Below are 22,320 nucleotides of genomic sequence, written 5' to 3' on the forward strand. Positions count from 1 at the left end.
ATACCTTGGCAGAAGAAACACTGCCCCATCTTAATTACAATCGACGCCGACCGCAGCAGGCAGCCTGCCTATCGGCACAGATGAGAGACGCTATCATGGCCATCCGAAGCTTCCAGCAACACACTCCGAAAGTGGGAATCCGTGCCTTCGTCGACCGTTCGGCGGTGGTGCTGGGCGACGTGGAGATTGGTGAAGACAGCTCGATCTGGCCCATGACCGTGGTGCGCGGCGACATGCACCGCATCCGCATCGGTGCGCGCACCAGCGTGCAGGACGCCAGCGTGCTGCACATCACCCACGCCGGCCCGTTCAACCCGGACGGCTTCCCGCTGATCATCGGTGACGAGGTGACCATTGGCCATAAGGTGATGCTGCATGGCTGCACCCTGGGCAACCGCATCCTGGTCGGCATGGGCAGCACCATCATGGATGGCGCCATCGTTGAAGACGAAGTGATCATCGGTGCAGGCAGCCTGGTACCACCGGGCAAACGCCTGGTCAGTGGTTACCTGTACATGGGCAGCCCGGTGAAACAGGCCAGGTTGCTGAACGACAAAGAGCGCGCGTTCTTCTCCTACAGCGCCGGCAACTACGTGAAGCTCAAGGACCAGCACCTGGCCGAAGGCTACGACCAACCGGAATAAACCCGACTAACGAGACGAACATGCAACAGCAAAACATCCTCTTCGACCTCGACGGCACCCTGACCGACCCACGCCTGGGCATCACCCGCTCGATCCAGTATGCCCTGGCCAAGCTGGGCATCGACGAGCCGGACCTGACCCGCCTCGAGCACTTCATCGGCCCACCCCTGCTGCAGGCCTTCATGCAGTTCTACAGCTTCGACGAAGCAAAGGCTTGGGACGCGGTCAACTTCTACCGGGAGCGTTTCCGCGTCACCGGCCTTTACGAGAACCTGGTGTTCCAAGGTGTGCCTGAGTTGCTTGAAGCCCTTAACGGGCAGGGCCGCACGCTGTATATCGCCACTTCCAAACCGTGGGAATTCGCCCGCGAAATCGCCCGGCATTTCGCTTTCGACCAACACTTCAAGGTGATCTACGGCAGTGAACTGGACGGCACGCGTACCAACAAGGTCGAGCTGATTCGCCATCTGCTGGATGAAGAAGGACTGGACCCGGCGCAGACCCTGATGATCGGCGACCGCAAACATGACCTGATTGGCGCGCGCAGCAATGGCTTACAGGCGGTGGCGGTGGGGTATGGGTTTGGTAGCCGGGAAGAACTGATGGCAGAAGAGCCGGCCTACCACTTTGCGACCTTGGCCGAGATGCATCAGGCATTCATCAAGGCTTGAGTGCCCTAGGGGGCCGCGTTGCGGCCCCAAAATCTCACAGGCTAACCACCAGACGCTGCAGCGCCGCTTTCCTTTCTTCAATCGGCAACCGCCCCAACTGCTCGACCCGCTGGTAAAACCGAAGCCAGTCCCCACCCACCTCACGAAACACCGCCGCAAACGCCGGCACCCACTGGTCATACAGCCCGAACGGCAACAACTTGGCATTACTCATCGGCCCATACATCCAGGCGTCATAGCGCTTGTCGCCGCCCCACTGGCCATCACGCACCTGCCGGTACTCACGCCTCAAACGCTCAAACTCGGCCTGCTTGGCCAGCCGCTTGTGTGCATCGTCCAGCGGCCCGGCATAAATCGCCTGCAACCGCTCGCGGCTGGCCAGCACCAGGCGGATGAACTGGTCACGCTGGCGCCCCTGGTTTTCGCCAATGGCAGCCAGCCCTCGCGCCGCACGCCATTGGCGTGTGCCTTCCTGCTCTACGAACGAGGCAAACGATTCGTTGAACTCGGTATCGTCCTGCACATAAAAGCGCTGGTGGGCCAGCTCATGAAAAATTAACGTCGCCAGGCGTTCATCACCCCAACCCACCATCGATGACAAGATCGGGTCGTCGAACCAGCCCAGGGTCGAATAAGCCTCCACGCCACCGACATACACATCCAGGCCGTCTTGGCGCATCAATGCCGCCGCCCCGCGTGCTGCACCTTGCTGGTAGTAACCGCGATAAGCCACGCACCCGGCAATCGGGAAACAGTGCGTCACCGGCTGCAGCGACAGTTCGGGCGTGGCGAACACATTCCACACCACATAAGGCCGGGCTATGTCGGCATACACCCGATAGCTACGGTTATCCGGCAGTTTCAACTGCTCGCTGGCGAAAACCCGCGCCTGTTCAGCGTGCGCAAGACGCGAGCGTAATTGCGGTGACGTGGCCGGGTCGGCCACCACCTGCGCAACAGGCTGACGCGCACGCAGCAACTGAAACTGCCCCTCGGCCAGCTGCCCATAGTAGGCGACGCTGCTGCAACCGTTCAGCAGGATCGCCCCCAGCAGGGGAACCAAACGGGTGAAAACGCGGTCGAGTGCCCCAGGGCCTGAGCGCTGCATAAAAAAAAGTCGAAGCATCCGGGCTGTATGACTCGCTCAAGGCCAATTCGCTCCAAGACTATCTCGCCAAGGGGGAGTTTCGCCATGCGTGCATTGCTGGTCGCCGGTTCACTGTTGCTGATATCCGCCTGTTCCACGTTGCCAGCCCCGGACCCGAACCAGGCCTGGATCGACCTCACCCCCTACGACAACACTTCGCTGGACGCCGTGCAGGTCGATGAACGTGACTGGGCCGACAGCCGCTATTTCGAAGTACAGCCCGGCAGCCACGAGCTGACCGTGCGCTATCAGTTCCCGGTCACTCCCAGCAATATCGGCCCGGTCGAAGAGCCGTTGTGGCGCGATTGCCAGGTCAAAGTCACCTTCAAGGACTTCGGCGCCGGCCAGCGCTATCAGTTGCACGCTGGCAGTATCGGCTTCCGTCCCTGGATCAAGCTCTACGACGACCAGCAAAAAATGGTCGGCCAAGGCTTGCCGGCAGGCTGCCAACGCACCTGAACCGTACAAACGACGCTATGCTTGTAACGTGTAAATCGCAAGTGGGAGTTTTGCCATGCGCCAGCCCATGATGCTGATCGCCCTCAGTGCACTGGGGGCTTGCGCCAGCCCCTTGCCACCCGTCGACCCCAAACAGGCCTGGGTCGATCTGTACACCATGACCCCTGGCCGGGTGATCATGGCCGACCGCCTCGATGGCAAGCGCCTGGAGGACGGCCGTTACTTCCAGGTAACGCCGGGCAAGCACGAACTGGTGGTGCGCTTTGATTACGAAATCTATTCAGGCGGCATCATGTCTGAACCCAGGGACCGAACCTGCTACCTGACCGTGCGCTTTGACGACTTCAAGGCCGGCGAGCGTTACCGCCTGGAAGCGCGGGCGCCGGTGATGGAACCGCAGGTGCTGCTGTATGACGCGAGCCGCAAGGTACTGGTGAACGAGCCTAGCAACGTGTTCTGCATTCCGTGAGTCGGGGCTGCTTTGCAGCCCCACAATCCCGAATCTACTGATCATTCTTCTGGTAAATGATCTTCTTCGTGCCGCCATCGCAAGTACCGACGACCATGTTCTGGTCCTTGACCTCACTGTTGGGCACGATCTCCAGGGTGTAGGACGGCACACCCTGAGCCTGGATCTTGGCCTCGATCTCGGCCTTGAGCTCCTCGCACGGCTTGACTGCCGCCAACGTGGATGTGGCGACCAGGGAAGCCAACACGGCGATTGCTACGCGAATCATGGAACGGCTCCTGAAAAGGCAGCGTGCTGCCGACGCTGTTTAGACTACAGCAAACCGCTGCCGTTGCGCCGCTTCAGCCCACGAGCGCCGCATCCAGGCTGATTTTGGCGTTCAGCACCTTGGACACCGGGCACCCTTCCTTGGCCTTTTTGGCAATGTCCAGGAACTGCGCCTCGCTGGCCCCAGGCACCTTGGCCCTGAGCACCAGATGCACGGCCGTAATGGCAAAACCGTCAGGCTGCTTGTCGAGTGTCACCTCGGCAGCGGTGTCGATCCGGTCCGCTGTCAGCCCTGCTTCCCCAAGCATCATCGACAACGCCATCGAGAAACAGCCGGCGTGCGCCGCGCCAATCAGCTCCTCCGGGTTGGTTCCAGGTGTACCCTCGAAACGGGTGTTGAAGCCATACGGGTTCTGCTTGAGCGCCCCGCTTTCGGTAGAGAGCAGGCCCTTGCCATCTTTCAAGCCACCTTGCCAGATCGCCGATGCTGTCTTTTTCATACTGCCTCCTGGTCATTCGGTTATGTGGTTATGGATTCAGAGGCTAGCGGCTTACGGCAAGTTCAGACCAATCGCACAGCAAACATTGAATCCCCCGAATATGCCCATACAGAGTTACAAAGGCCTCTGGCCAACCACCTTTACGGAGGCTCCCATGACGCAGCTGCGTGACCTGAAAATATCCACCCTCGACCTGGTGCCCGTGCGCGCCGATGCAGGCCCGGCGCAATCGCTGCGCAACTCGCTGGACCTGGCGCAACACGTCGAGCGTTTTGGCTACAACCGCTTCTGGGTGGCCGAGCACCACAACATGGACGGCATCGCCAGTTCAGCGACTTCGGTGCTGATCGGCTACCTGGCCGGGGGTACTTCGACCATTCGCGTGGGCTCGGGCGGGGTGATGCTGCCCAACCACGCACCGCTGGTGATCGCCGAGCAATTCGGCACCCTGGCCAGCTTGTACCCGGGGCGTATCGACCTGGGCCTGGGCCGTGCGCCGGGTTCAGACCAGATGACGGCTTATGCTTTGCGCCGCGACCGTGCTGGCGGCCCGGACGACTTCCCGGACGATGTCGAGGAGCTGTCGCGCTACCTCGGCCCACGTACCGACGCTCAAAAAGTGATCGCCGTGCCGGGGCACGACACTGACGTGCCAATGTGGCTGCTGGGTTCCAGCCTGTTCAGCGCCCAGCTGGCAGGCATGCGCGGCATGCCCTATGCCTTCGCTTCGCACTTTGCGCCGCGCTACATGCACGAGGCCATTCGCGTGTACCGCAATCATTTCAAGCCCTCGACCACACTGGACAAGCCGTATGTGATGCTGGGCATCCCCATGGTGGTGGCAGAAACCGACGAAAGGGCCGAATACCTGGCCACCTCGGTGTACCAGCGCATCCTGGCGCTGATTCGCGGCCAGAGCCTGATGCAGAAGCCGCCTGTAGAAAGCATGGATGGGCTGTGGTTGCCCCATGAGCGGGATACAGTAGGCAGTTTCCTCGGCCTGGCGATGATCGGCAGCCCGCAGAAGGTAAGGGCCAAGGTGGAGGTGCTGCTGGAGCAGACCGGGGCGGACGAGCTGATCTTTACCTGTGACCTGTATGAGCATGCGGACCGGATCCGGTCCTATGAGCTGTTGGCGCAGGCCCTCAAGTGACCTTCTTCGCGGGCTCGCCCGCTCCCACAGGACTGCACGGGTGCCTGACCCTGTGTATTACCTGGGGGAGCGGGCGAGCCCGCGAAAAAGCAAACGCATCAACCGCGACGGTACACAATCTCTTTGGTACCCGCCTCGCAGCTGCCAATCACCTTGCCGGCCGGCTCGCCCTTGTTGACGATCTCCAGCTTGTAGCCAGTAACCCCTTTGGCATCGAGCTTGGCGGCAATCTCCGCCTTCAGTTCCTCGCACGGCTTGCCCGCCGCCAGCGCACCACCGGCCAGTGTCATCAGGCCAAGCGCCAGAATCAGTTTATTCATCGATCGCTTTCCTTGTGCAGATGAAATCAGAAAAGGCGCCGCCAAGGCGCCTCTCTTCTAAATACCCCATCAAGCCGGGATCATCCAGTCCCGCAATGTTTCAGCTATTGGCGATACGGAAGCCCACCTTCAACGTGACCTGGAAGTGCGCCGCCTTGTTGTCGCGGATATGCCCACGGGTATCCACCACTTCGAACCATTCCAGGTGCTTGATGCTCTTGCCGGCTTCAGCCAGGGCATTGTTGATTGCGTCTTCGATACTGGTTGGCGAGGAGCCCACCAGCTCGATCTTCTTGTACGTGTGATGGTCAGTCATGTTCACGCTCCTTGGTAACGGTGAAATTCAGCCTAGCAGCGTAGGCCCGGTTTACCTGCGAGCCGTCCGCCAAGGTGAAAGTTCGATCGCACTTTCGCGCAAGCCAAGGGTCGCAACCTTACAGCCCATACTGCAAAGGAGAGTCAACATGCACCGCAACTCGCTGCGTAAATCATCCCTGGAAAGCATGGAAGCAGAGATCGAGAGCCTTCTGAAAAGCCTGGAAAACCTCAAGCATGACGCATCGGAAGAGTCCCAGAAGTCGGTGAAGGCAATCCGCAGCAATGCCGAAAGCGCGCTGAAACATTCGCGTAGCTTGCTCAGCGATGCCTATGAGGAGGTAAAGACCCGCACTCGCCAGACCGGGATCGCCACCCGTGAGTACGCACAGGAGCACCCGGTTACCACAGCGGGCGTGGCGATTGGCGCCCTGGGTCTGCTGGCGGCCTACCTGCTGACCCGTCGCAACTAAGCCGCCTGCCGTTCCAATTCGCGGCGCAGCCACTGCGCCAACTGCTCGGCGCGCCCATCTGCGGCGCGCCGGGGCACCCACAAGGCCAGCGCTGCCCGGGTAGGGGAAAAGCCCCATGGCGCGCTGAGGCGCCCGGCCCGCAAGTCATCAGCCACCAGTGGTTGTGGCGCGATGGCCACCCCAAGGCCAGCAACCGCAGCCTCCAGCAAATAGTACAAATGCTCGAATGCCTGGCCATACTGCAACCCGGCCAGGTCCAACCCCTGTTGCCCTGCCCATGTCGGCCATGCTTGTGGCCGCGAGGTGGTATGCAACAGGGCCTCGTCCAGCAGGGCTTTGGCGGGCGCATCTCGCAAGCGATCGAAGCCGGCAAAATGCGGGCTAAGTACCGGCCCGATACGCTCCTCAGCTAGCACATGCACCTGCATGTCCGCCGGCCACGGGGGTTCAGCGTACACCAGCAATGCATCGAGCCCTGGACGACGTGGGTCGAGATCACCTTCACCGGCGGACAAGTGCAGGCGCAGCTCAGGCAAATCCGCCTTCAGGCGACCAAGCCTTGGGATAAACCAACGCGCCAGCAGGCTCCCCGAGCAGCCCAGCACAAATGGCGCCTCGCTGACATCGCGGCTGAGTTCTGTACACACGCTGCGCAACCGGTCGAAGGCCTCACCGCTGGCATCGCGCAGACGCACACCGGCATCTGTGAGTTTGATGCCACGCCCGTCCTTGACGAAAAGCGCCACCCCCAGGTGCTCCTCCAGCACCTTGATCTGCCGACTGACAGCGCCATGGGTAACATGCAGCGCTTCAGCCGCCTGGCTGACGCTATTAAGCCTGGCGGTAGCCTCGAAGGCGCGCAGAGCATTCAGGGGAGGGAGATCGTGGGCCATTTTACCTGTGAGTTTTTCTGACAAGTTTGCGCAATCTTATCGGTTTTCAGCCGGGCGTGCCGTGGTTACAGTAAAGCCCATCACTCATTCATTACGCCCTGGAGCGCCCCATGACCCAGTCCCAATACCGCCCCGGCCCCGACGCCAATGGCCTGTTCGGCTCGTTCGGCGGCCGCTACGTGGCCGAAACCCTGATGCCACTGGTGCTGGACCTGGCCCGCGAATATGAAGCGGCCAAGGCAGACCCCAAGTTTCTCGAAGAGCTGGCCTACTTCCAGCGTGACTACATCGGCCGCCCCAACCCGCTGTACTTCGCCGAGCGCCTGACCGAGCACTGTGGCGGTGCGAAGATCTTCTTCAAGCGTGAAGAGCTCAACCACACCGGCGCGCACAAGGTGAACAACTGCATCGGCCAGGTGCTGCTGGCCAAGCGCATGGGCAAAAAGCGCCTGATCGCCGAAACCGGCGCCGGCATGCACGGCGTGGCCACCGCCACCGTCGCTGCCCGCTTCGGCCTGCCGTGCGTGATCTACATGGGCGCTACCGACATCGAGCGCCAGCAGGCCAACGTGTTCCGCATGAAACTGCTGGGCGCCGAAATCGTCCCGGTCACGGCCGGTACCGGCACCCTGAAAGACGCCATGAACGAAGCCCTGCGCGACTGGGTCACCAACGTCGAAGACACCTTCTACCTGATCGGCACTGTCGCTGGCCCACACCCGTACCCGGCCATGGTCCGCGACTTCCAGTCGATCATCGGCAAAGAAACCCGCGCCCAGCTGCAAGAGAAGGAAGGCCGCCTGCCAGACAGCCTGGTTGCCTGCGTGGGTGGTGGTTCCAACGCCATGGGCCTGTTCCATGAGTTCCTCGAAGAACCAAGCGTACAGATCATCGGCGTCGAAGCCGGTGGCCACGGCGTGCACACCGACAAGCACGCCGCCAGCCTGAACGGCGGCGTGCCGGGGGTACTGCACGGCAACCGCACCTACCTGCTGCAAGACTCGGACGGCCAGATCACTGACGCCCACTCGATTTCTGCAGGCCTGGACTATCCGGGCATCGGCCCTGAACACGCCTACCTGCACGAAGTGAAACGTGTCGAATACGTCAGCATCACCGATGACGAAGCGCTGGATGCGTTCCACGCCAGCTGCCGCCTGGAAGGCATCATTCCAGCTCTGGAAAGCTCCCACGCCTTGGCCGAAGCCATCAAGCGCGCGCCGAAGCTGCCCAAGGACCACCTGATGGTGGTGTGCCTGTCGGGCCGCGGCGACAAAGACATGCAAACCGTCATGAGCCACATGGCCGCCCAGGAGAAACAGGCATGAGCCGTCTTGAACAACGCTTCGCCGAACTTAAGGCCGAAGGCCGTTCGGCACTGGTCACCTTCGTCACCGCGGGTGACCCGGGCTACGACGCCTCGCTGCAGATCCTCAAGGGCCTGCCAGCAGCCGGCGCCGATGTGATCGAACTGGGCATGCCGTTCACCGACCCGATGGCCGACGGCGTGGCCATCCAGCTGGCCACCTTGCGCGCGCTGGAAGCTGGCCAGACCTTGGCCAAAACCCTGCAGATGGTGCGCGAGTTCCGTGTGGATAACCACACCACGCCAATCGTGCTGATGGGCTACTACAACCCGATCCACCGCTTTGGTGTGGACACGTTCGTGGCAGAAGCCAAGGAAGCGGGCGTCGATGGCCTGATCATCGTCGACCTGCCGCCAGAGCACGACGCCGAACTGGCCACCCCGGCCCAGGCTGCAGGCATCGACTTCATTCGCCTGACCACCCCGACCACCGACGATGCACGCCTGCCGCGCGTGCTGGAGCGCAGCTCCGGGTTCGTCTATTACGTGTCGGTGGCCGGTGTGACCGGTGCCGGCTCAGCGACCACCGAGCACGTGACCGAGGCCATTGCCCGCCTGCGCCGGCATACCGATCTGCCAATCAGCGTGGGTTTCGGCATTCGTACCCCGGAGCAAGCTGCGAACATCGCCCGTCTGGCGGATGGTGTAGTGGTGGGCTCGGCGCTGGTCGACAAGATTGCCCAGGCCAAAAGTGCCGATCAGGCGGTGACTGATGTATTGAGCCTGTGCTCGGCACTGGCTGAAGGCGTGCGCTCAGCTCGCAATTGATCGCGAGGGCTCCGCCCTCGTTCGCGGCACAAGGCCGCTCCTACAGGGTATTGCGATCGCCTTGTAGGAGCGGCCTTGTGCCGCGAAGAGGCCGGCACAGGCAATACACATCTACCCACCAAATATCGACAGCTTCAATGGCCGCACGGCCCCCATCCAGATCGCATGATCCCGGTGGTCCGCCAGTTCATCCCCGGTTTCGGGGTGCATGAATACCACCAAACCCTTGCGGTACAGCGCCAACCAAGGCAAAACCACCCCCACCACTTCAGGCCCGAACGCCAGCTGGCAGCTCCAGTCCGGATGCGGCCCCACCGGCTTTTGATGCATGCGCCCCATGGTCACGGGAAACAGCCGCGTCGCCTCCTCGCACAGCTCCCGCGCCTGCTCCATGGTCGCTGCGTCGTAATAAACGTGGGCGTGGTAACCCTTGATCCTCTGCACGATAACTCCTGATTGCGGTCCAACCATCACCACCTGCAAAGGAAGTGATGCAGTGAAAAACGCCGAAACCCCAGTATTCAAACTGGTCCTGTTCGGGCCTGAAAGCAGCCTGGGCAAAGCCATGATGGCCGAGCTGCTGTCGCGCCAGCACGAAGTCACCGCCGTGGTCGATGACCTCAACCGCCATACCGCACGCCCGGGCCTGCACTTCAAGATAGGCGGGCTGGACGATGCCGACCAGGCAGAGCAGGGCGCGGCAGGCGGCTCGGCGGTAATTGCCCTGTTGTCGGCGCTGGCGCCAGGTGACTTGCCGGGGCAAGCACGCCTGAGCGAGGCGCTGGTGGCGGGGCTTGAGCGTACGACTATACGCCGGCTGTTGCTGGTGGGCGATTTCGCTGTGCTGGATGAGCCGGCCAAGTACAGTGAGGTAGAGCGGGCATATGTGGACCAGGTGGTTGATGGGTTGCAGCGCAGTGCTTTGCACTGGACCTTGATCAATATGCCGCAGGCGTTGCCCGATGAGGGGTGGGCACGCGTGGCGGCGGGGATGGCGGATATGCTGGAACTGGACCTGCACCGGGGCGAGCATCTGAACTTTGTGGTCTAGATCGTCGGGGCTGCTGCGCAGCCCCAAAATCTCAAAGGCTGCGCTCATCCTCCAGCCACCCCACAAACCGCTCGATCAGCGCCCCACGCCGCTTGCGCGGCGGCAGCACCGCGTAATAACCGCGCTGCGAGCGCAAACTCCCCTGCAGCGGCCGGCACAGCAACCCTTGCTCCACCAACCCATCCACCAGGTGCCCCCAACCGATCGCCACCCCTTGCCCGGCAATCGCTGCCTGAATCAGCAACGTATAGTTATCGAACCGCAACTGCCCCGCAGGCGGTGGGCTGGCCACGCCAAACCCGCGAAAAACGCCGGCCCAGTCAAACCAGCGGCTGGCCTGCTCGCCCTTCAAATGCAGCAAGGGCAATCGTTGCAAACCCACGGCTGACAAGGGTTTGCCATCGGTCAGCCGGGGGCTGCACACCGGGAACACTTCCTCATCGAACAGCCAGCGGCTTTCACCCTGATGGAAGCGCCCATCACCAAACAGCACCGCCACATCCACGTCCGGGCGCAACATCCCCTGACTGCGTTCACCGGTCACCAGGCTCACATCCACCTGTGGATAAGCCTCGTGAAAGCGTTGCAGCCTTGGCATCAGCCAGAACGCGGCAAAGGCAAAGTCGGTGGCCACCTGCAGCACTTCGCGCTGACCGCGCCCGCTGGCTTGGGAAATGCCGTCATCCATGGCTTGCAGGCCCTGGTGTACCTGTTCAAACAACAGCTGGCCGGCCTCGGTGAGCTCGATGCCCCGATAAATACGGTCGAATAGGCGCGTGCCCAGCTGGGCTTCCAGGCGTTTCACCTGCTGGCTTACTGCCGGTTGCGTGGTGCCCAGCTCCAGCGCCGCAGCTGTAAACCCCCGCAGGCGGGCCGCGGCTTCGAACACACGCAAGGTATCCAGCGACAGCTCGGCAAGGTGCTCAAACATAAGCTCAGCTAATCCCAGTTATTGCCCGGCATGGGCTTTACCCATGTTATCCGCAGTCGCATCTTGGAAGGCAAGCAAATCGCATAACCCTCAACGATGGAAGCCACCATGACGCGCCCGAATATCCTGTTCATCATGGCCGACCAGATGGCCGCACCCTTGATGCCCATCTACGCCCCTTCGCCCGTCCAGATGCCGCACCTGAGCCGCCTGGCCGAGCAGGCGGTGGTGTTCGATTCAGCCTACTGCAACAGCCCGCTGTGCGCGCCGTCACGCTTCACCCTGGTCAGCGGCCAGCTGCCCAGCCGCATCGGCGCCTACGACAATGCCGCCGATTTCCCCGCCGATATACCGACCTATGCGCACTACCTGCGCCGTCTGGGCTACCGCACTGCGCTGTCAGGCAAGATGCACTTTTGCGGCCCGGACCAGCTGCATGGCTACGAAGAGCGCCTGACCAGCGACATCTACCCGGCCGACTATGGCTGGGCAGTGAACTGGGACGAACCGGATGTGCGCCCAAGCTGGTACCACAATATGTCCTCGGTGCTGCAGGCCGGCCCGTGCGTGCGTACCAACCAGCTGGATTTCGACGAGGAGGTGGTGTTCAAGGCACGCCAGTACCTGTACGACCATGTGCGCGAAAACGACGGTCGGCCGTTCTGCCTGACCGTTTCGATGACTCACCCGCACGATCCGTACACCATTCCCAAACGCTACTGGGACCGGTACGAGGGTGTGGATATCCCCATGCCCCGTGCAGAGTTGAGCCAGACAGAGCTCGACCCGCATTCGCAGCGCCTGCTGAAAGTCTACGACCTGTGGAACAAGCCGCTGCCTGTGGACAAGATCCGCGATGCCCGCCGCGCCTACTTCGGCGCCTGCAGTTACATTGACGACAACATCGGTCAGCTGCTGCAAACCCTGGATGAGTGCAACCTGGCCGACGATACCCTGATCGTGTTCTCAGGCGACCACGGCGACATGCTTGGCGAGCGTGGCCTCTGGTACAAGATGCACTGGTTCGAGATGTCGGCGCGGGTACCGCTGCTGATCCATGCGCCCAAGCACTTTGCGGCGGCTCGGGTCAGTGCCTCGGTATCGACCTGCGACCTGCTGCCAACCTTGGTAGAACTGGCTGGCGGCATTGTGCATAACAACCTGCACCTGGACGGCCGCTCACTGCTTGGCCACCTCCAAGGGCAGGGCGGCCACGATGAAGTGATCGGCGAATACATGGCCGAAGGCACCGTCGGCCCGCTGATGATGATCCGCCGCGGGCCTTACAAGTTCGTGTACAGCGAAGACGACCCATGTCTACTCTATGACCTGAGCCGCGACCCGCACGAGCGGGAGAGCCTCGCCGGCAGCCCGGACCACCAGGCGCTGCTGCAGGCATTTGCCGATGAAGCACGACAGCGTTGGGATATCCCCAGCCTGCGCCAGCAGGTACTCGCCAGCCAGCGGCGCCGCCGCCTGGTGGCCGAGGCGCTGGCTATCGGCACGCTGAAAAGCTGGGACCACCAACCGCTGGTGGACGCCAGCCAACAGTACATGCGCAACCACATCGATCTCGACGACCTCGAGCGCAAGGCACGTTATCCACAGCCCGCACCCCTGGATTGAAAAGAGAGGCCGCCATGCACAAGTTCTCCGCCGCCGTGTTCGCCCTGGCCCTGGGCGCCGCCACGGCCCACGCCGCCGACAGCGACGCGCAATGCAGTACCGTAAAAATGGCCGACCCCGGCTGGAGCGATATCGCCACAACCAATGCCGTGGCGCGGCTGTTACTGGAAAGCCTGGGCTACCAGGTGAAAATCGACAGCCTGGCCGTGCCGATCATCTACGGCGGCCTCAAGGACGGCCGTGTCGACGCCTTCCTCGGCAACTGGATGCCCGCGCATCAAGGCTTCCATGACAAGTTCATCGCCAACGGCGATGTGCAGCAGCTGTCGCGCAACCTGGAGGGAACCGAGTTCACCCTGGCGGTGCCCGATTACGTGTGGAATGCCGGGGTAAAGGATTTTGCCGACCTGCAGAAGCATGCCGACCAGTTCGACAAGAAGCTGTACGGGATCGGCTCCGGCGCACCGGCCAACCTGTCGCTGAAGGCAATCATCGACAAGAATGAATTCAACCTTGGCCAGTGGAAACTGGTGGAGTCCAGCGAGCAGGCGATGCTGGCCCAGGTCGACCGGGCGGCGAAGAAACAGCAGTTCATCACCTTCCTTGGCTGGACCCCGCACCCGATGAACGTGAAGCTGAAAATGCATTACCTGACCGGTGGGGAAAAGTGGTTCGGCACCAAGGGCGAAGTGTACACGCTGACCCGCAAAGGTTATCCACAAGCGTGCCCGAATGCGGCGAAGCTGCTGGGCAACCTGAAATTTACCCTGGACATGGAAAACGCCATCATGGCCGAGGTTGTGGATAACAAGATCAGCTTTGATGACGCGGCCAGGGCTTGGATTAAAACGCATCCCGAGTTGCTGGAAGGGTGGTTGGCTGGGGTGACTACCAAGGCCGATGGCAATGCCCTGGAGGCCGTGAAAGCCAAACTGTAGTTTCAGACACGACGCGCCCCCTGTGGGAGCGGGTTCACCCGCGAATGCTGCATTGCATGTACCGACGCATTCGCGGGTAAACCCGCCCCACAGGGGACAGTGGACCTTTGGAAATGTGAATATCTCATGCATCGCATCATTCACCTGCTGCCCTTCCTCACCTGGCTCCCGCGCCAATCGGGCCGCAGCCTGCGCCAGGACCTGCTGGTCGGCCTGAGCGGTGCCATCCTCGCCCTGCCACAATCCATCGCCTACGCCCTGATTGCCGGCCTGCCCGCCGAATACGGCCTGTACGCCGCCATCGTGCCGGTGCTGATCGCCTGCCTGTGGGGCTCGTCCTGGCACCTGATCTGCGGCCCCACCGCCGCCATTTCCATCGTGCTCTACGCCAGCATCAGCCCGCTGGCCGTGGCCGGCAGCGCCGATTACATCACCCTGGTACTGTTGCTGACCTTGCTCGGCGGCATCTTCCAGTTGCTGCTCGGGCTTATGCGCTTTGGCGCGCTGGTCAATTTCGTCTCCCACTCGGTAGTGCTCGGCTTCACGCTGGGGGCTGCCATCGTCATTGCCCTGGGCCAATTGCCCAACCTGCTGGGCATGGACCTGCCCAGCCAGGCCACGGCACTGAAAACCGTACAGGACCTGGCCAGCCATGCAGGGGAGGTCGACCTGCCTTCCTTTATTCTGGGCCTGGCCACTGTCGTGATCGGCGTAGCCTTCAAACTGTGGCGCCCACGCTGGCCGAGCCTGTTGATAAGCCTGATGCTGGTCAGCCTGCTGGGTTGGCTGTTGCCGGGCTACTTTGGCCATGTGCAAAGGGTGGCGGCGTTTACCGGGCAACTCCCACCCTTCAGCCCGCTGCCTTTGCTGGATCTGGAACTGATGCTGCGCCTGCTGCCCAGCGCCGTGGCGGTAGGCATGCTGGGGCTGGTCACCAGCCTGTCGATTGCCCGCTCCTTGTCGGCACGTTCAGAACAACTGATCGACCCCGACCAGGAAATCCGCGCACAGGGCCTGTCGAACATCGCCGGTGCATTTTTCTCCGGTTACCTGTCTGCCGGTTCCTTCACCCGCTCAGGCCTGAGTTATGAGGCAGGTGCCCGCTCGCCCATGGCTGGGGTGTTCTCGGCGCTGTGGGTGGCGTTGTTTGCCGTTACCGGCGCCGGCCTGATCGCGCACCTGCCGATACCCGCCATGGCTGGCAGCATTCTGCTGATCTGCTGGGGGTTGGTGGACCATCGGGCGATTCGCGCGCTGTTTCGGGTCAGCCGCTCGGAGTTTCTGGTGATGGCGCTGACGGCGGCGGCGACATTGTTGCTGGAGTTGCAGACGGCCATCTATGCAGGCGTGCTGGCTTCGCTGTTCTTTTACCTCAAGCGCACGTCACGGCCACGGGTGCAGCAAAGCCGGGAAGGGGACGCGGATGTGTTGCGGGTGGGCGGGTCGATTTTCTTTGGTGCGGCGCATTACCTGCAGGTGCGCTTGCAGCGCTGCCAGGGGCCGCATGTAGTGATCGATGCCCGGCAGGTGAATTTTATCGATTACTCGGGTGTGGATATGTTGCACCGCGAAGCGCGGCGGTTGCGGAGATTGGGCGGGAGTTTGACCCTGCACCGGGCCAGGCCGCAGGTGATCGAGGAATTGCAGAAGCTGGAAGGGGTGGAGTTGTGTCCGATCCGGTTTGAGGAGTGAGGCTGGGATCCTGGGGCTGCTGCGCAGCCCATTCGCGGCACAAGGCCGCTCCTACAGAGGATCGGCGTACGCAGTACTTTGTGGGAGCGGCCTTGTGCCGCGAATGGGCCGCAAAGCGGCCCCGGCAATTTCAGCCCCGAGCCAGTTGCCGGCGCAGCTCCGCCAACACCGGCGCCGTATCCGGTCGCACCCCACGCCAGATAAAGAACGCTTCAGCCGCCTGCTCAGCCAGCATCCCCAACCCATCGAGCACCTTGGCCGCACCCAGCCGGGTAGCCCACGCGCAAAACGGCGTCGGCTCCTTGCCATACATCATGTCGTAGCAAACCGTGCGCCCCGCCTCGACCAGGCTGTCGGCAATCGGCGGCATTTCTCCGGCCAGGCTTGCCGAAGTGGCGTTGATAATCACATCCACCGGCTCCTGCAACCAGGCAAACCCGCTGGCCACCACCGGCCCCAGCTCATCGAACTCACGCGCCAGCTGCTCGGCTTTCTCCACAGTGCGGTTGGCAACCACAAGGGACTGCGGGTTGTGCGCCAGAATAGGCTCCAGCACGCCTCGCACGGCGCCACCGGCACCGAGGATGAGAATGCGCTTGCCAGCCAGTTCGACCCCGGCATTTACCGTCAGGTCGCGCACCAGGCCAGCGCCATCGGTGTTGTCGCCTTGCAGGGTGCCATCAGCCAGCTTGCTTAGCGTGTTCACTGCACCAGCGCGCTGGGCACGCGGGGTCAGGCTGTCGCACAGGCGGTAGGCCTCTTCCTTGAATGGTACGGTGACATTGCCCCCGCAGCCTTGCTTGAAGAAGCCGCGCGCGCAATCGCTGAACTCGTCCAGCGGCGCCAGCAGGGTGGCGTATTCCAGGTCCTGGCCGGTCTGCTCGGCAAACAGGCGGTGGATCAGCGGCGACTTGCTGTGGCCGATGGGGTTACCAAAAACGACGTACTGGTCCATGACGGCTCCTTGGTTATCCACAGGCTTACTGGCCGAGCCAGTCGCGGTCTTGCAGGAAGTACTCGGTCAGGCGTGCTTCTTCGCTGCCGGGTGCGGCCTTCCAGTCGTAGCCCCAGCGCACCTGAGGCGGCAGCGACATGAGGATGGACTCGGTGCGGCCACCGGATTGCAGGCCGAACAAAGTGCCACGGTCGTAGACCAGGTTGAACTCCACGTAGCGGCCGCGGCGGTATTCCTGGAACTCGCGCTGCTGCGGGGTATAGGGCGTGTCCTTGCGGCGCTGTACGATCGGCAGGTAGGCGTTGATGTAAGCATCGCCGATGGCACGGATGAAGGCGAAGCAAGTGTCGAAGTCCCACTCGTTCAGGTCATCGAAGAACAGGCCGCCGATGCCGCGTGGCTCGCCACGGTGCTTGAGGTGGAAGTAGCGGTCGCACCAGGCCTTGTAACGCGGGTACACGTCGGCGCCGAACGGTGCGCAGGCCTGTTCGGCCACGCGGTGCCAGTGAATGCAGTCTTCTTCGTTGCCATAGTATGGGGTCAGGTCGAAGCCGCCGCCGAACCACCATACGGCCTCTTCACCTTCCTTTTCGGCGATGAAGAACCGCACATTGGCGTGGGAAGTGGGCACATGCGGGTTGTGCGGGTGGATCACCAGCGACACTCCCAGGGCCTCGAAGCCCCGGCCCGCCAGTTCAGGCCGGTGGGCGCTGGCCGAGGGGGGCAGACCGGTACCAAACACATGGGAGAAGTTGACCCCGCCTTTCTCGATCAGCTTGCCGTCGCCAATCACCCGCGTGCGGCCCCCGCCACCGGCTTCGCGCACCCAGGCATCCTCGACGAAACGGGCGCCGCCGTCTTCTGTTTCGAGGGCAGAGCAGATGCGGTCTTGCAGGTCGAGCAGGTAGGCTTTCACGGCCTCGGTGCGGCTAGTCATCGGGTCACCAGGAACGGGCAGGGAAGAATTCGCGCGTAGCATACCACCGCCAGCGCGCGCGCCGCAGTTGACGGCGATCACGCAAAGGCGTCCGATAGAAGGCCTTTTCCCGATCCCGACTACAGGAGTGCGAGATGGCCAAGCGTATCCAGTTCAGCCAGCATGGCGGCCCGGAAGTGCTGCAGTTTGTGGAATTCGAACCCACCCCGCCCGGGCCGCAGCAGGTGCGCGTGCGTAACCACGCCATCGGCCTGAACTTCATCGACACGTACTTTCGCAGCGGTCTGTATGCTCCGCCGTCCCTGCCTTCTGGCCTGGGTACTGAGGCGGCCGGCGTGGTCGAGGCTGTGGGCGAGGGTGTCACACGCCTGAAGGTGGGTGACCGCGTGGCCCATGCCGGCGGCCCGCTGGGTGCCTACAGCGAAGTACATACGCTGCCGGAGGCCAACCTGGTCAAGTTGCCCGACAACATCAGCTTCGAGCAGGCCGCAGCGGTGATGCTCAAGGGTTTGACCGTGCAGTACCTGCTGAAGCAGACCTATGAGGTGAAGGCGGGTGATGTAATCCTGTTCCACGCCGCAGCGGGTGGCGTCGGTTCGCTGGCCTGCCAGTGGGCCAAGGCCCTGGGCGCCAAGCTGATCGGCACCGTGAGTTCTGCCGAGAAGGCCGAGCGGGCCAAGGCGCTGGGGGCATGGGAAACCATCGACTACAGCCACGAAGATGTGGCCAAGCGGGTACTGGAACTGACCGACGGCAAAAAATGCCCGGTGGTGTATGACGGGGTAGGCGCCGATACCTGGCTCACCTCGCTGGACTGCCTGCAGCCACGCGGGTTGATGGTGAGCTTTGGCAATGCCTCGGGCGCGGTGAGCGGGGTGAACCTGGGGATCCTGGCGCAGAAAGGCTCGCTGTACGTCACCCGGCCGACCTTGGCGACCTATGCCAATAATGCCGAGAACACCCAGGCCATGGCCGATGACCTGTTTGCGATGATTGCAAGTGGCAAGCTGGTTGTGGATATCCAGCAGCGGTATCCATTGAGCGAGGCGGCCAAGGCGCAGGCAGAGCTGTCGGCGCGCAGGACTGTGGGGTCGACTGTTTTGTTGCCTTGAGAAAAGCGGGGAATTGCGTCAGGGCGGCCAGGCGCACGCCTTGAGAGTTTCAGCGCCTGTGACATCGAGCGCCGCCCGCGCGGCGCTTCGCGGGGCAAGCCCGCTCCCACATCTGTTTCGGGCCAATTATTCCTGTGTCAGGTGGGTTGCAGCTTTGGTGCATGGCTGCAGATCGAGGAACCGCAGTTGCGCACCCCTCGATATCAAATGGAACAAACAAAGCGGGCAGCGGTGACTTCCCAGGAGGGATTGGCCCGAAACAAATGTGGGAGCGGGCTTGCCCCGCGAAGCGCCGCGCGGGCGGCGCTCGATGTCACAGGCGCTGAAACCCTCAAGGCAGGCACCTGTCAGCCCTCACACCTTCTTTTGCGGCTGCGGTGTCGACTCGATGCCATCGAGTATCGCCTCAATCACACCCTCCGCCATTTCAATCGCATGCAGGTTCGACCAGAACATGCCACGGCCCTCTTCGCGCATGTAGTCCAGGGCTTTGTAGCCGGTTTCGTAGGCGCTGCGCAGGTACAGGGCTACGTGGACCAGAGCGTCCTCGGCGGAAATGTTCGGGTTGACGGTGAAGAGCGGGTCATGGCCGGCGTCGCAGCGGCCGAAGGGGCGGGTGGAGGTGCATGGAAGGGGTGGATCGGGGACTATTTTCTTGCTCATGGGAATTCACCTGATCAGGGCGGCCGCTCAATCCGTTACCACACGAAATGGGTGGCAGCTGCACGCGGGGTGGTAAACCGGACGAATCCCAAACCCGGCAGGCTCGAAAGCCTCCCGCGCACAGCCGCCATGGCTGCCATTCAGAATTCGCACATCCGGGTTACCACACCCGATCGCCAAGTTATTCGGCGACGGTTTAAGCCTAAGGGCAGAGGTTCCCACTGAGAAGGTGATGGCAGAGGACGCGGCTCGTAGGATATTTCCGAAGTGGCCAACTGGACAGCCATTTTGGCAAAAATCAGAAAACCCTGATCCAGTAAAAGCCAACATGAAGCGCATGCACAGCGCGCTAGAAAAAGGTCCCGGCTTGACCGTAAAGATTCGGAAGGGTAGCCTTTGTGCTTGTGGATGTACTGGTGCGCCGGTTGAGTTTCAAGTTATCCGGGCGAGTGCATCCCCACCCTTTAGGCCGCTTAAGCGGCCTTTATTTTTTGGGCTTGTTTCTATCCCCTTTAGGGATGATGGAATAGAGCTCTGCCTTGGGCTTGCGGGCCGTCAGTTCAAAAATCGCCTCATCAAGGACCTCATTGCCATAGCCATCATTGCGGCCAATCGTGCTGCGAAGGGCCGTCATGTGCGTGGCGCCTTTCCAGATCGATGTCACCGCCAATGCTGCCTCAATCTGCAGAACCATGTCATCGATGGCGTAACCATCCCGTAATACCCGGCTCCTGTAGGCATGGCTACCAATAAAGACGATGCCTGGGTCCTCCAGCAGCGGCAAATCCTGCCCTTCTTTCTGCCTATTGATCGCTTCGAACTGATCGGCGGTGAATCTACCGATTTCCACCGCTCTGACCCGATGGTTGGACGCAAGCTGCTCGAGATTCGCCCTTATCAGGTATTCGGCATTTTCGAATAGCGGCATTTGTCCCAGTGCTCCCGCCGAATGACGACGGCCTTTGCTAGCGCAAAGATCGAGCGCCGCCCATGCGACGCATGGCCATCAAGCTAGAGGGAGGGGGTTCTGCAGGGAAGGTGACGACTGACGACGCGGGCAGTAGGAATTTTCCCGAACTACGTGCCGGCCAACCATTCGAGACAAAATCAGAAAAATCTGCAGGGGTTTGCCGCCCAATCGCCGGCAAGCCAGCTCCCACACCGAGCGCACCGGCTTCAAGCCATGTGCAGTACCTGTGGGAGCTGGCTTGCCGGCGATCGAGGGCGAAGCCCTCGCCAGCGGTATCAGCCCGGGCGCACAACCTCGCCGGTTGCCAGGTTGCGAATCACACTCGGGTTCTTCCGCCCGCCCAGCGCCCCGCCAAGCACCAGGTCCAGCTGGCCGTGGAAGTACTGCTCCACCCGCAACCGGGTCTTCGCCGCCGGGCGACCGCCGGGGTTGCACGAGGTGGAAATCAGTGGCCCCACCAGTGCGCACAGTTCACGCACCACCGGGTGGTCACTGACGCGCAGCGCCACCGTGTCATGCTGCCCGGTCACCCACTCGGGCAGCAGGTCCTGGTGCGGCACCAGCCAGGTATTCGGCCCCGGCCAGGTGCTGCCCATGCGGTCGATCCAGTCTTCGGGAAAGTCCTCGAACAAAAAGTCGAACTGGCGGATGTTGTCAGCGATCAGAATCAACCCTTTATCCACAGGCCGCGATTTCAGCGCCAGCAGGCGATACACCGCGTCCTCGTTCCACGGGTCGCAGCCCAGGCCCCAGACCGCTTCCGTCGGGTAGGCGATAACTGCGCCCGCCCGGATCTCACGTGCGGCTTGTTGCACACGAAAACTGCTCACCATTGCTGCTTCTCCGCCTGAATACCTTGCTTATGCGCAGTGTACTTAGCCCGCGCGGGCAAACCAACGCCCTGCTTCATTGCTGACCCGGCCTTCCAGCTCCAGCTCGGTCAGCTGCGCCAACACTTCGGCCAGCGGCAGCTCGCTGCAGTGTGCGAGGCTTTCGCTGGTTTGAGGCGCTGCATGCAGCAGGGCAAGCAGGGGATGGTCGAACCTGTCCACAACTGCAGGCGGCAGGTTCTGCCAACCCTTCAGGCTTTCCAGGATCTGCTCCACACTTTCCACCAGCAGCGCCCCGTCACGGATCAGCTGGTGACAGCCCTTGGCCCCCGGGTGGTGAATGGAACCCGGAATGGCATACACCTCACGGCCTTGCTCGGCCGCCAGGCGCGCCGTGATGAGCGAGCCACTGGCCAAGCTGGCCTCGACCACCAGCACGCCCAGCGACAAGCCGCTGATGATGCGGTTGCGCCGTGGGAAGTTGCCGGGCAGTGGCCCGGCGTCCAGCGGATACTCGGAAACCAGCGCACTGCCGTTGTCGATCATCGCCTGCGCAAGCTCTTGATGGCGCTGTGGATAAAGTTTTTGCAGCCCCGTGCCGAGCACGGCAATCGTGCACCCACCAGCCTGCAACGCAGCCCGATGAGCGGCACCGTCGACGCCTACCGCCAGCCCGCTGGTAATGGTGAAACCTGCCTGCGCAAGGTAGCGGGAAAATGCCCGGGCTGTGTCGAGCGCCGGGGGTGTGGCACGTCTGCTGCCCACGATGGCCAACTGAGGGCGGTCGAGCAAGGCCGGGTCGCCAGCAACAAAAAGCAGCGGCGGGGCATCGTCGATTTCTGCCAGCAAGGCTGGGTAGCCAGGGCCGTCCCACATCAGCAAATGCTGGCCGGGGCGCTCTAACCAGGCCATTGCGGCCAGCGCGCCATCGCGGACCTCGGCACTGCGCCGGGCATCGATGGTGGCTTGGGGGATGCCCAACGCTCGCCAGGCCGAACCGGGAGCGCTAAGCGCGCTAGAGGCGCTGCCGAACGCATCCAGCAAGGTGCGAAAACGTCGCAATCCTGTCTCGGGCAGGCGATGCAGGCGTAATCGCGCCTCCAGTTCGGCAGGCGGGCAGAGCGACGAATGGTAACTGGGCATGGGGATCGTCCTTGATCGAAACAGGGC

The 22,320-nt window shown here is 62.3% G+C and carries 27 protein-coding genes; 13 read left to right on the plus strand and 14 right to left on the minus strand.

Annotation, left to right across the window (positions count from 1 at the left end; all coding sequences use genetic code 11):
• Positions 1-95 precede the first annotated feature (95 nt).
• Together J3A71_RS29025 and J3A71_RS29030 are read left to right on the plus strand one after the other, a co-directional pair.
• Positions 96-644, plus strand: coding sequence for a gamma carbonic anhydrase family protein (locus J3A71_RS29025; protein ID WP_096425430.1), 549 nt, complete (start codon positions 96-98; stop codon positions 642-644).
• Between the two features lie 20 nt (positions 645-664).
• Entirely contained in the window at positions 665-1,315 is a 651-nt protein-coding gene (locus J3A71_RS29030) for an HAD family hydrolase (protein ID WP_016484247.1), read from the plus strand.
• A 34-nt stretch (positions 1,316-1,349) separates the two neighbouring features.
• Here J3A71_RS29030 and J3A71_RS29035 read toward each other — a convergent pair whose 3' ends face one another.
• The gene (locus tag J3A71_RS29035; RefSeq protein ID WP_016484246.1) at positions 1,350-2,423 is read right to left on the minus strand and encodes an aminopeptidase; all 1,074 of its coding nucleotides are present in this window, start codon (positions 2,421-2,423) and stop codon (positions 1,350-1,352) included.
• 84 nt (positions 2,424-2,507) lie between these two features.
• On the opposite strand from J3A71_RS29035, the gene J3A71_RS29040 reads away from it, so the two are divergent.
• Positions 2,508-2,921 (plus strand): hypothetical protein, encoded by a 414-nt coding sequence (locus tag J3A71_RS29040; RefSeq protein ID WP_096425429.1) that lies wholly within the window; start codon positions 2,508-2,510, stop codon positions 2,919-2,921.
• Positions 2,922-2,976: 55 nt separating this feature from the next.
• Positions 2,977-3,390: a hypothetical protein gene (locus J3A71_RS29045; protein ID WP_016484244.1), complete on the plus strand. Its 414-nt coding sequence runs from the start codon at positions 2,977-2,979 to the stop codon at positions 3,388-3,390.
• Positions 3,391-3,424: 34 nt separating this feature from the next.
• Here the strand turns inward: J3A71_RS29045 and J3A71_RS29050 are convergent, their stop codons facing one another.
• Positions 3,425-3,658 carry a DUF1161 domain-containing protein gene (locus tag J3A71_RS29050; RefSeq protein ID WP_016484243.1) on the minus strand — a complete coding sequence of 78 codons (234 nt, stop codon included), beginning with the start codon at positions 3,656-3,658 and terminating at the stop codon, positions 3,425-3,427.
• A 73-nt stretch (positions 3,659-3,731) separates the two neighbouring features.
• Positions 3,732-4,157: an OsmC family protein gene (locus J3A71_RS29055; protein WP_016484242.1), complete on the minus strand. Its 426-nt coding sequence runs from the start codon at positions 4,155-4,157 to the stop codon at positions 3,732-3,734.
• A gap of 154 nt (positions 4,158-4,311) precedes the next feature.
• Between J3A71_RS29055 and J3A71_RS29060 the strand changes: the two genes are divergently transcribed.
• Entirely contained in the window at positions 4,312-5,310 is a 999-nt protein-coding gene (locus J3A71_RS29060; protein WP_096425428.1) for an LLM class flavin-dependent oxidoreductase, read from the plus strand.
• A 98-nt stretch (positions 5,311-5,408) separates the two neighbouring features.
• Here the strand turns inward: J3A71_RS29060 and J3A71_RS29065 are convergent, their stop codons facing one another.
• The gene (locus tag J3A71_RS29065) at positions 5,409-5,630 is read right to left on the minus strand and encodes a DUF1161 domain-containing protein (RefSeq protein ID WP_016484240.1); all 222 of its coding nucleotides are present in this window, start codon (positions 5,628-5,630) and stop codon (positions 5,409-5,411) included.
• Between the two features lie 100 nt (positions 5,631-5,730).
• Positions 5,731-5,946 (minus strand): dodecin, encoded by a 216-nt coding sequence (locus J3A71_RS29070; RefSeq protein ID WP_012269893.1) that lies wholly within the window; start codon positions 5,944-5,946, stop codon positions 5,731-5,733.
• Positions 5,947-6,094: 148 nt separating this feature from the next.
• Here J3A71_RS29070 and J3A71_RS29075 point away from each other — a divergent pair, with 148 nt between their 5' ends.
• Positions 6,095-6,418 (plus strand): DUF883 family protein, encoded by a 324-nt coding sequence (locus J3A71_RS29075; RefSeq protein ID WP_016484239.1) that lies wholly within the window; start codon positions 6,095-6,097, stop codon positions 6,416-6,418.
• Here the strand turns inward: J3A71_RS29075 and J3A71_RS29080 are convergent.
• Positions 6,415-7,311, minus strand: a complete 897-nt coding sequence (locus tag J3A71_RS29080) for a LysR family transcriptional regulator (RefSeq protein WP_016484238.1) — start codon at positions 7,309-7,311, stop codon at positions 6,415-6,417. The genes J3A71_RS29075 and J3A71_RS29080 overlap by 4 nt on opposite strands.
• A 110-nt stretch (positions 7,312-7,421) precedes the next feature.
• Between J3A71_RS29080 and trpB the strand changes: the two genes are divergently transcribed.
• Together trpB and trpA are read left to right on the plus strand one after the other, a co-directional pair.
• Entirely contained in the window at positions 7,422-8,639 is a 1,218-nt protein-coding gene (trpB, locus tag J3A71_RS29085) for a tryptophan synthase subunit beta (protein ID WP_016484237.1), read from the plus strand.
• A complete protein-coding gene (gene trpA / locus J3A71_RS29090; RefSeq protein ID WP_016484236.1) occupies positions 8,636-9,445 on the plus strand; it encodes a tryptophan synthase subunit alpha in 810 nt (269 codons plus the stop codon). The genes trpB and trpA overlap by 4 nt, the downstream gene beginning before the upstream one ends.
• Positions 9,446-9,556: 111 nt before the next feature.
• Here the strand turns inward: trpA and J3A71_RS29095 are convergent, their stop codons facing one another.
• Positions 9,557-9,889 (minus strand): DOPA 4,5-dioxygenase family protein, encoded by a 333-nt coding sequence (locus J3A71_RS29095; protein WP_016484235.1) that lies wholly within the window; start codon positions 9,887-9,889, stop codon positions 9,557-9,559.
• Between the two features lie 52 nt (positions 9,890-9,941).
• On the opposite strand from J3A71_RS29095, the gene J3A71_RS29100 reads away from it, so the two are divergent.
• The gene (locus J3A71_RS29100) at positions 9,942-10,496 is read left to right on the plus strand and encodes an NAD(P)H-binding protein (protein WP_060519827.1); all 555 of its coding nucleotides are present in this window, start codon (positions 9,942-9,944) and stop codon (positions 10,494-10,496) included.
• Positions 10,497-10,527: 31 nt separating this feature from the next.
• Here the strand turns inward: J3A71_RS29100 and J3A71_RS29105 are convergent, their stop codons facing one another.
• The gene (locus J3A71_RS29105; RefSeq protein ID WP_023047112.1) at positions 10,528-11,427 is read right to left on the minus strand and encodes a LysR family transcriptional regulator; all 900 of its coding nucleotides are present in this window, start codon (positions 11,425-11,427) and stop codon (positions 10,528-10,530) included.
• Between the two features lie 108 nt (positions 11,428-11,535).
• Between J3A71_RS29105 and betC the strand changes: the two genes are divergently transcribed.
• The 3 genes from betC to J3A71_RS29120 all read left to right on the plus strand — a co-directional run bounded on the left by betC (position 11,536) and on the right by J3A71_RS29120 (position 15,683).
• Complete coding sequence (gene betC, locus J3A71_RS29110; RefSeq protein WP_102667933.1) at positions 11,536-13,053, plus strand: choline-sulfatase; 1,518 nt, start codon at positions 11,536-11,538, stop codon at positions 13,051-13,053.
• A 14-nt stretch (positions 13,054-13,067) separates the two neighbouring features.
• A complete protein-coding gene (gene choX, locus J3A71_RS29115; protein WP_060519823.1) occupies positions 13,068-13,991 on the plus strand; it encodes a choline ABC transporter substrate-binding protein in 924 nt (307 codons plus the stop codon).
• Positions 13,992-14,117: 126 nt separating this feature from the next.
• Positions 14,118-15,683: a SulP family inorganic anion transporter gene (locus J3A71_RS29120; RefSeq protein ID WP_096425426.1), complete on the plus strand. Its 1,566-nt coding sequence runs from the start codon at positions 14,118-14,120 to the stop codon at positions 15,681-15,683.
• 130 nt (positions 15,684-15,813) lie between these two features.
• Here the strand turns inward: J3A71_RS29120 and aroE are convergent, their stop codons facing one another.
• Positions 15,814-16,638 carry a shikimate dehydrogenase gene (gene aroE / locus J3A71_RS29125; RefSeq protein WP_096425425.1) on the minus strand — a complete coding sequence of 275 codons (825 nt, stop codon included), beginning with the start codon at positions 16,636-16,638 and terminating at the stop codon, positions 15,814-15,816.
• A gap of 25 nt (positions 16,639-16,663) precedes the next feature.
• Positions 16,664-17,575, minus strand: a complete 912-nt coding sequence (hemF, locus tag J3A71_RS29130) for an oxygen-dependent coproporphyrinogen oxidase (RefSeq protein ID WP_016484228.1) — start codon at positions 17,573-17,575, stop codon at positions 16,664-16,666.
• A gap of 134 nt (positions 17,576-17,709) precedes the next feature.
• On the opposite strand from hemF, the gene J3A71_RS29135 reads away from it, so the two are divergent.
• Positions 17,710-18,687: an NADPH:quinone reductase gene (locus J3A71_RS29135; protein ID WP_023047734.1), complete on the plus strand. Its 978-nt coding sequence runs from the start codon at positions 17,710-17,712 to the stop codon at positions 18,685-18,687.
• Positions 18,688-19,041: 354 nt separating this feature from the next.
• Here the strand turns inward: J3A71_RS29135 and J3A71_RS29140 are convergent, their stop codons facing one another.
• From J3A71_RS29140 to dprA, 4 genes are all read right to left on the minus strand, one after another.
• On the minus strand, positions 19,042-19,350 hold the full coding sequence (locus J3A71_RS29140) for a hypothetical protein (RefSeq protein ID WP_023047733.1): 309 nt from the start codon (positions 19,348-19,350) through the stop codon (positions 19,042-19,044).
• 484 nt (positions 19,351-19,834) lie between these two features.
• Positions 19,835-20,278, minus strand: a complete 444-nt coding sequence (locus J3A71_RS29145) for a hypothetical protein (RefSeq protein ID WP_096425424.1) — start codon at positions 20,276-20,278, stop codon at positions 19,835-19,837.
• Positions 20,279-20,595: 317 nt separating this feature from the next.
• Positions 20,596-21,153, minus strand: a complete 558-nt coding sequence (locus J3A71_RS29150; protein ID WP_011953122.1) for an L-threonylcarbamoyladenylate synthase — start codon at positions 21,151-21,153, stop codon at positions 20,596-20,598.
• Between the two features lie 42 nt (positions 21,154-21,195).
• A complete protein-coding gene (gene dprA / locus J3A71_RS29155) occupies positions 21,196-22,293 on the minus strand; it encodes a DNA-processing protein DprA (RefSeq protein WP_023047731.1) in 1,098 nt (365 codons plus the stop codon).
• Between the last annotated feature and the right edge of the window lie 27 nt (positions 22,294-22,320).

It is taken from the genome of Pseudomonas sp. PvP089 (assembly GCF_017875165.1).
Lineage (GTDB): Bacteria > Pseudomonadota > Gammaproteobacteria > Pseudomonadales > Pseudomonadaceae > Aquipseudomonas > Aquipseudomonas fortuita.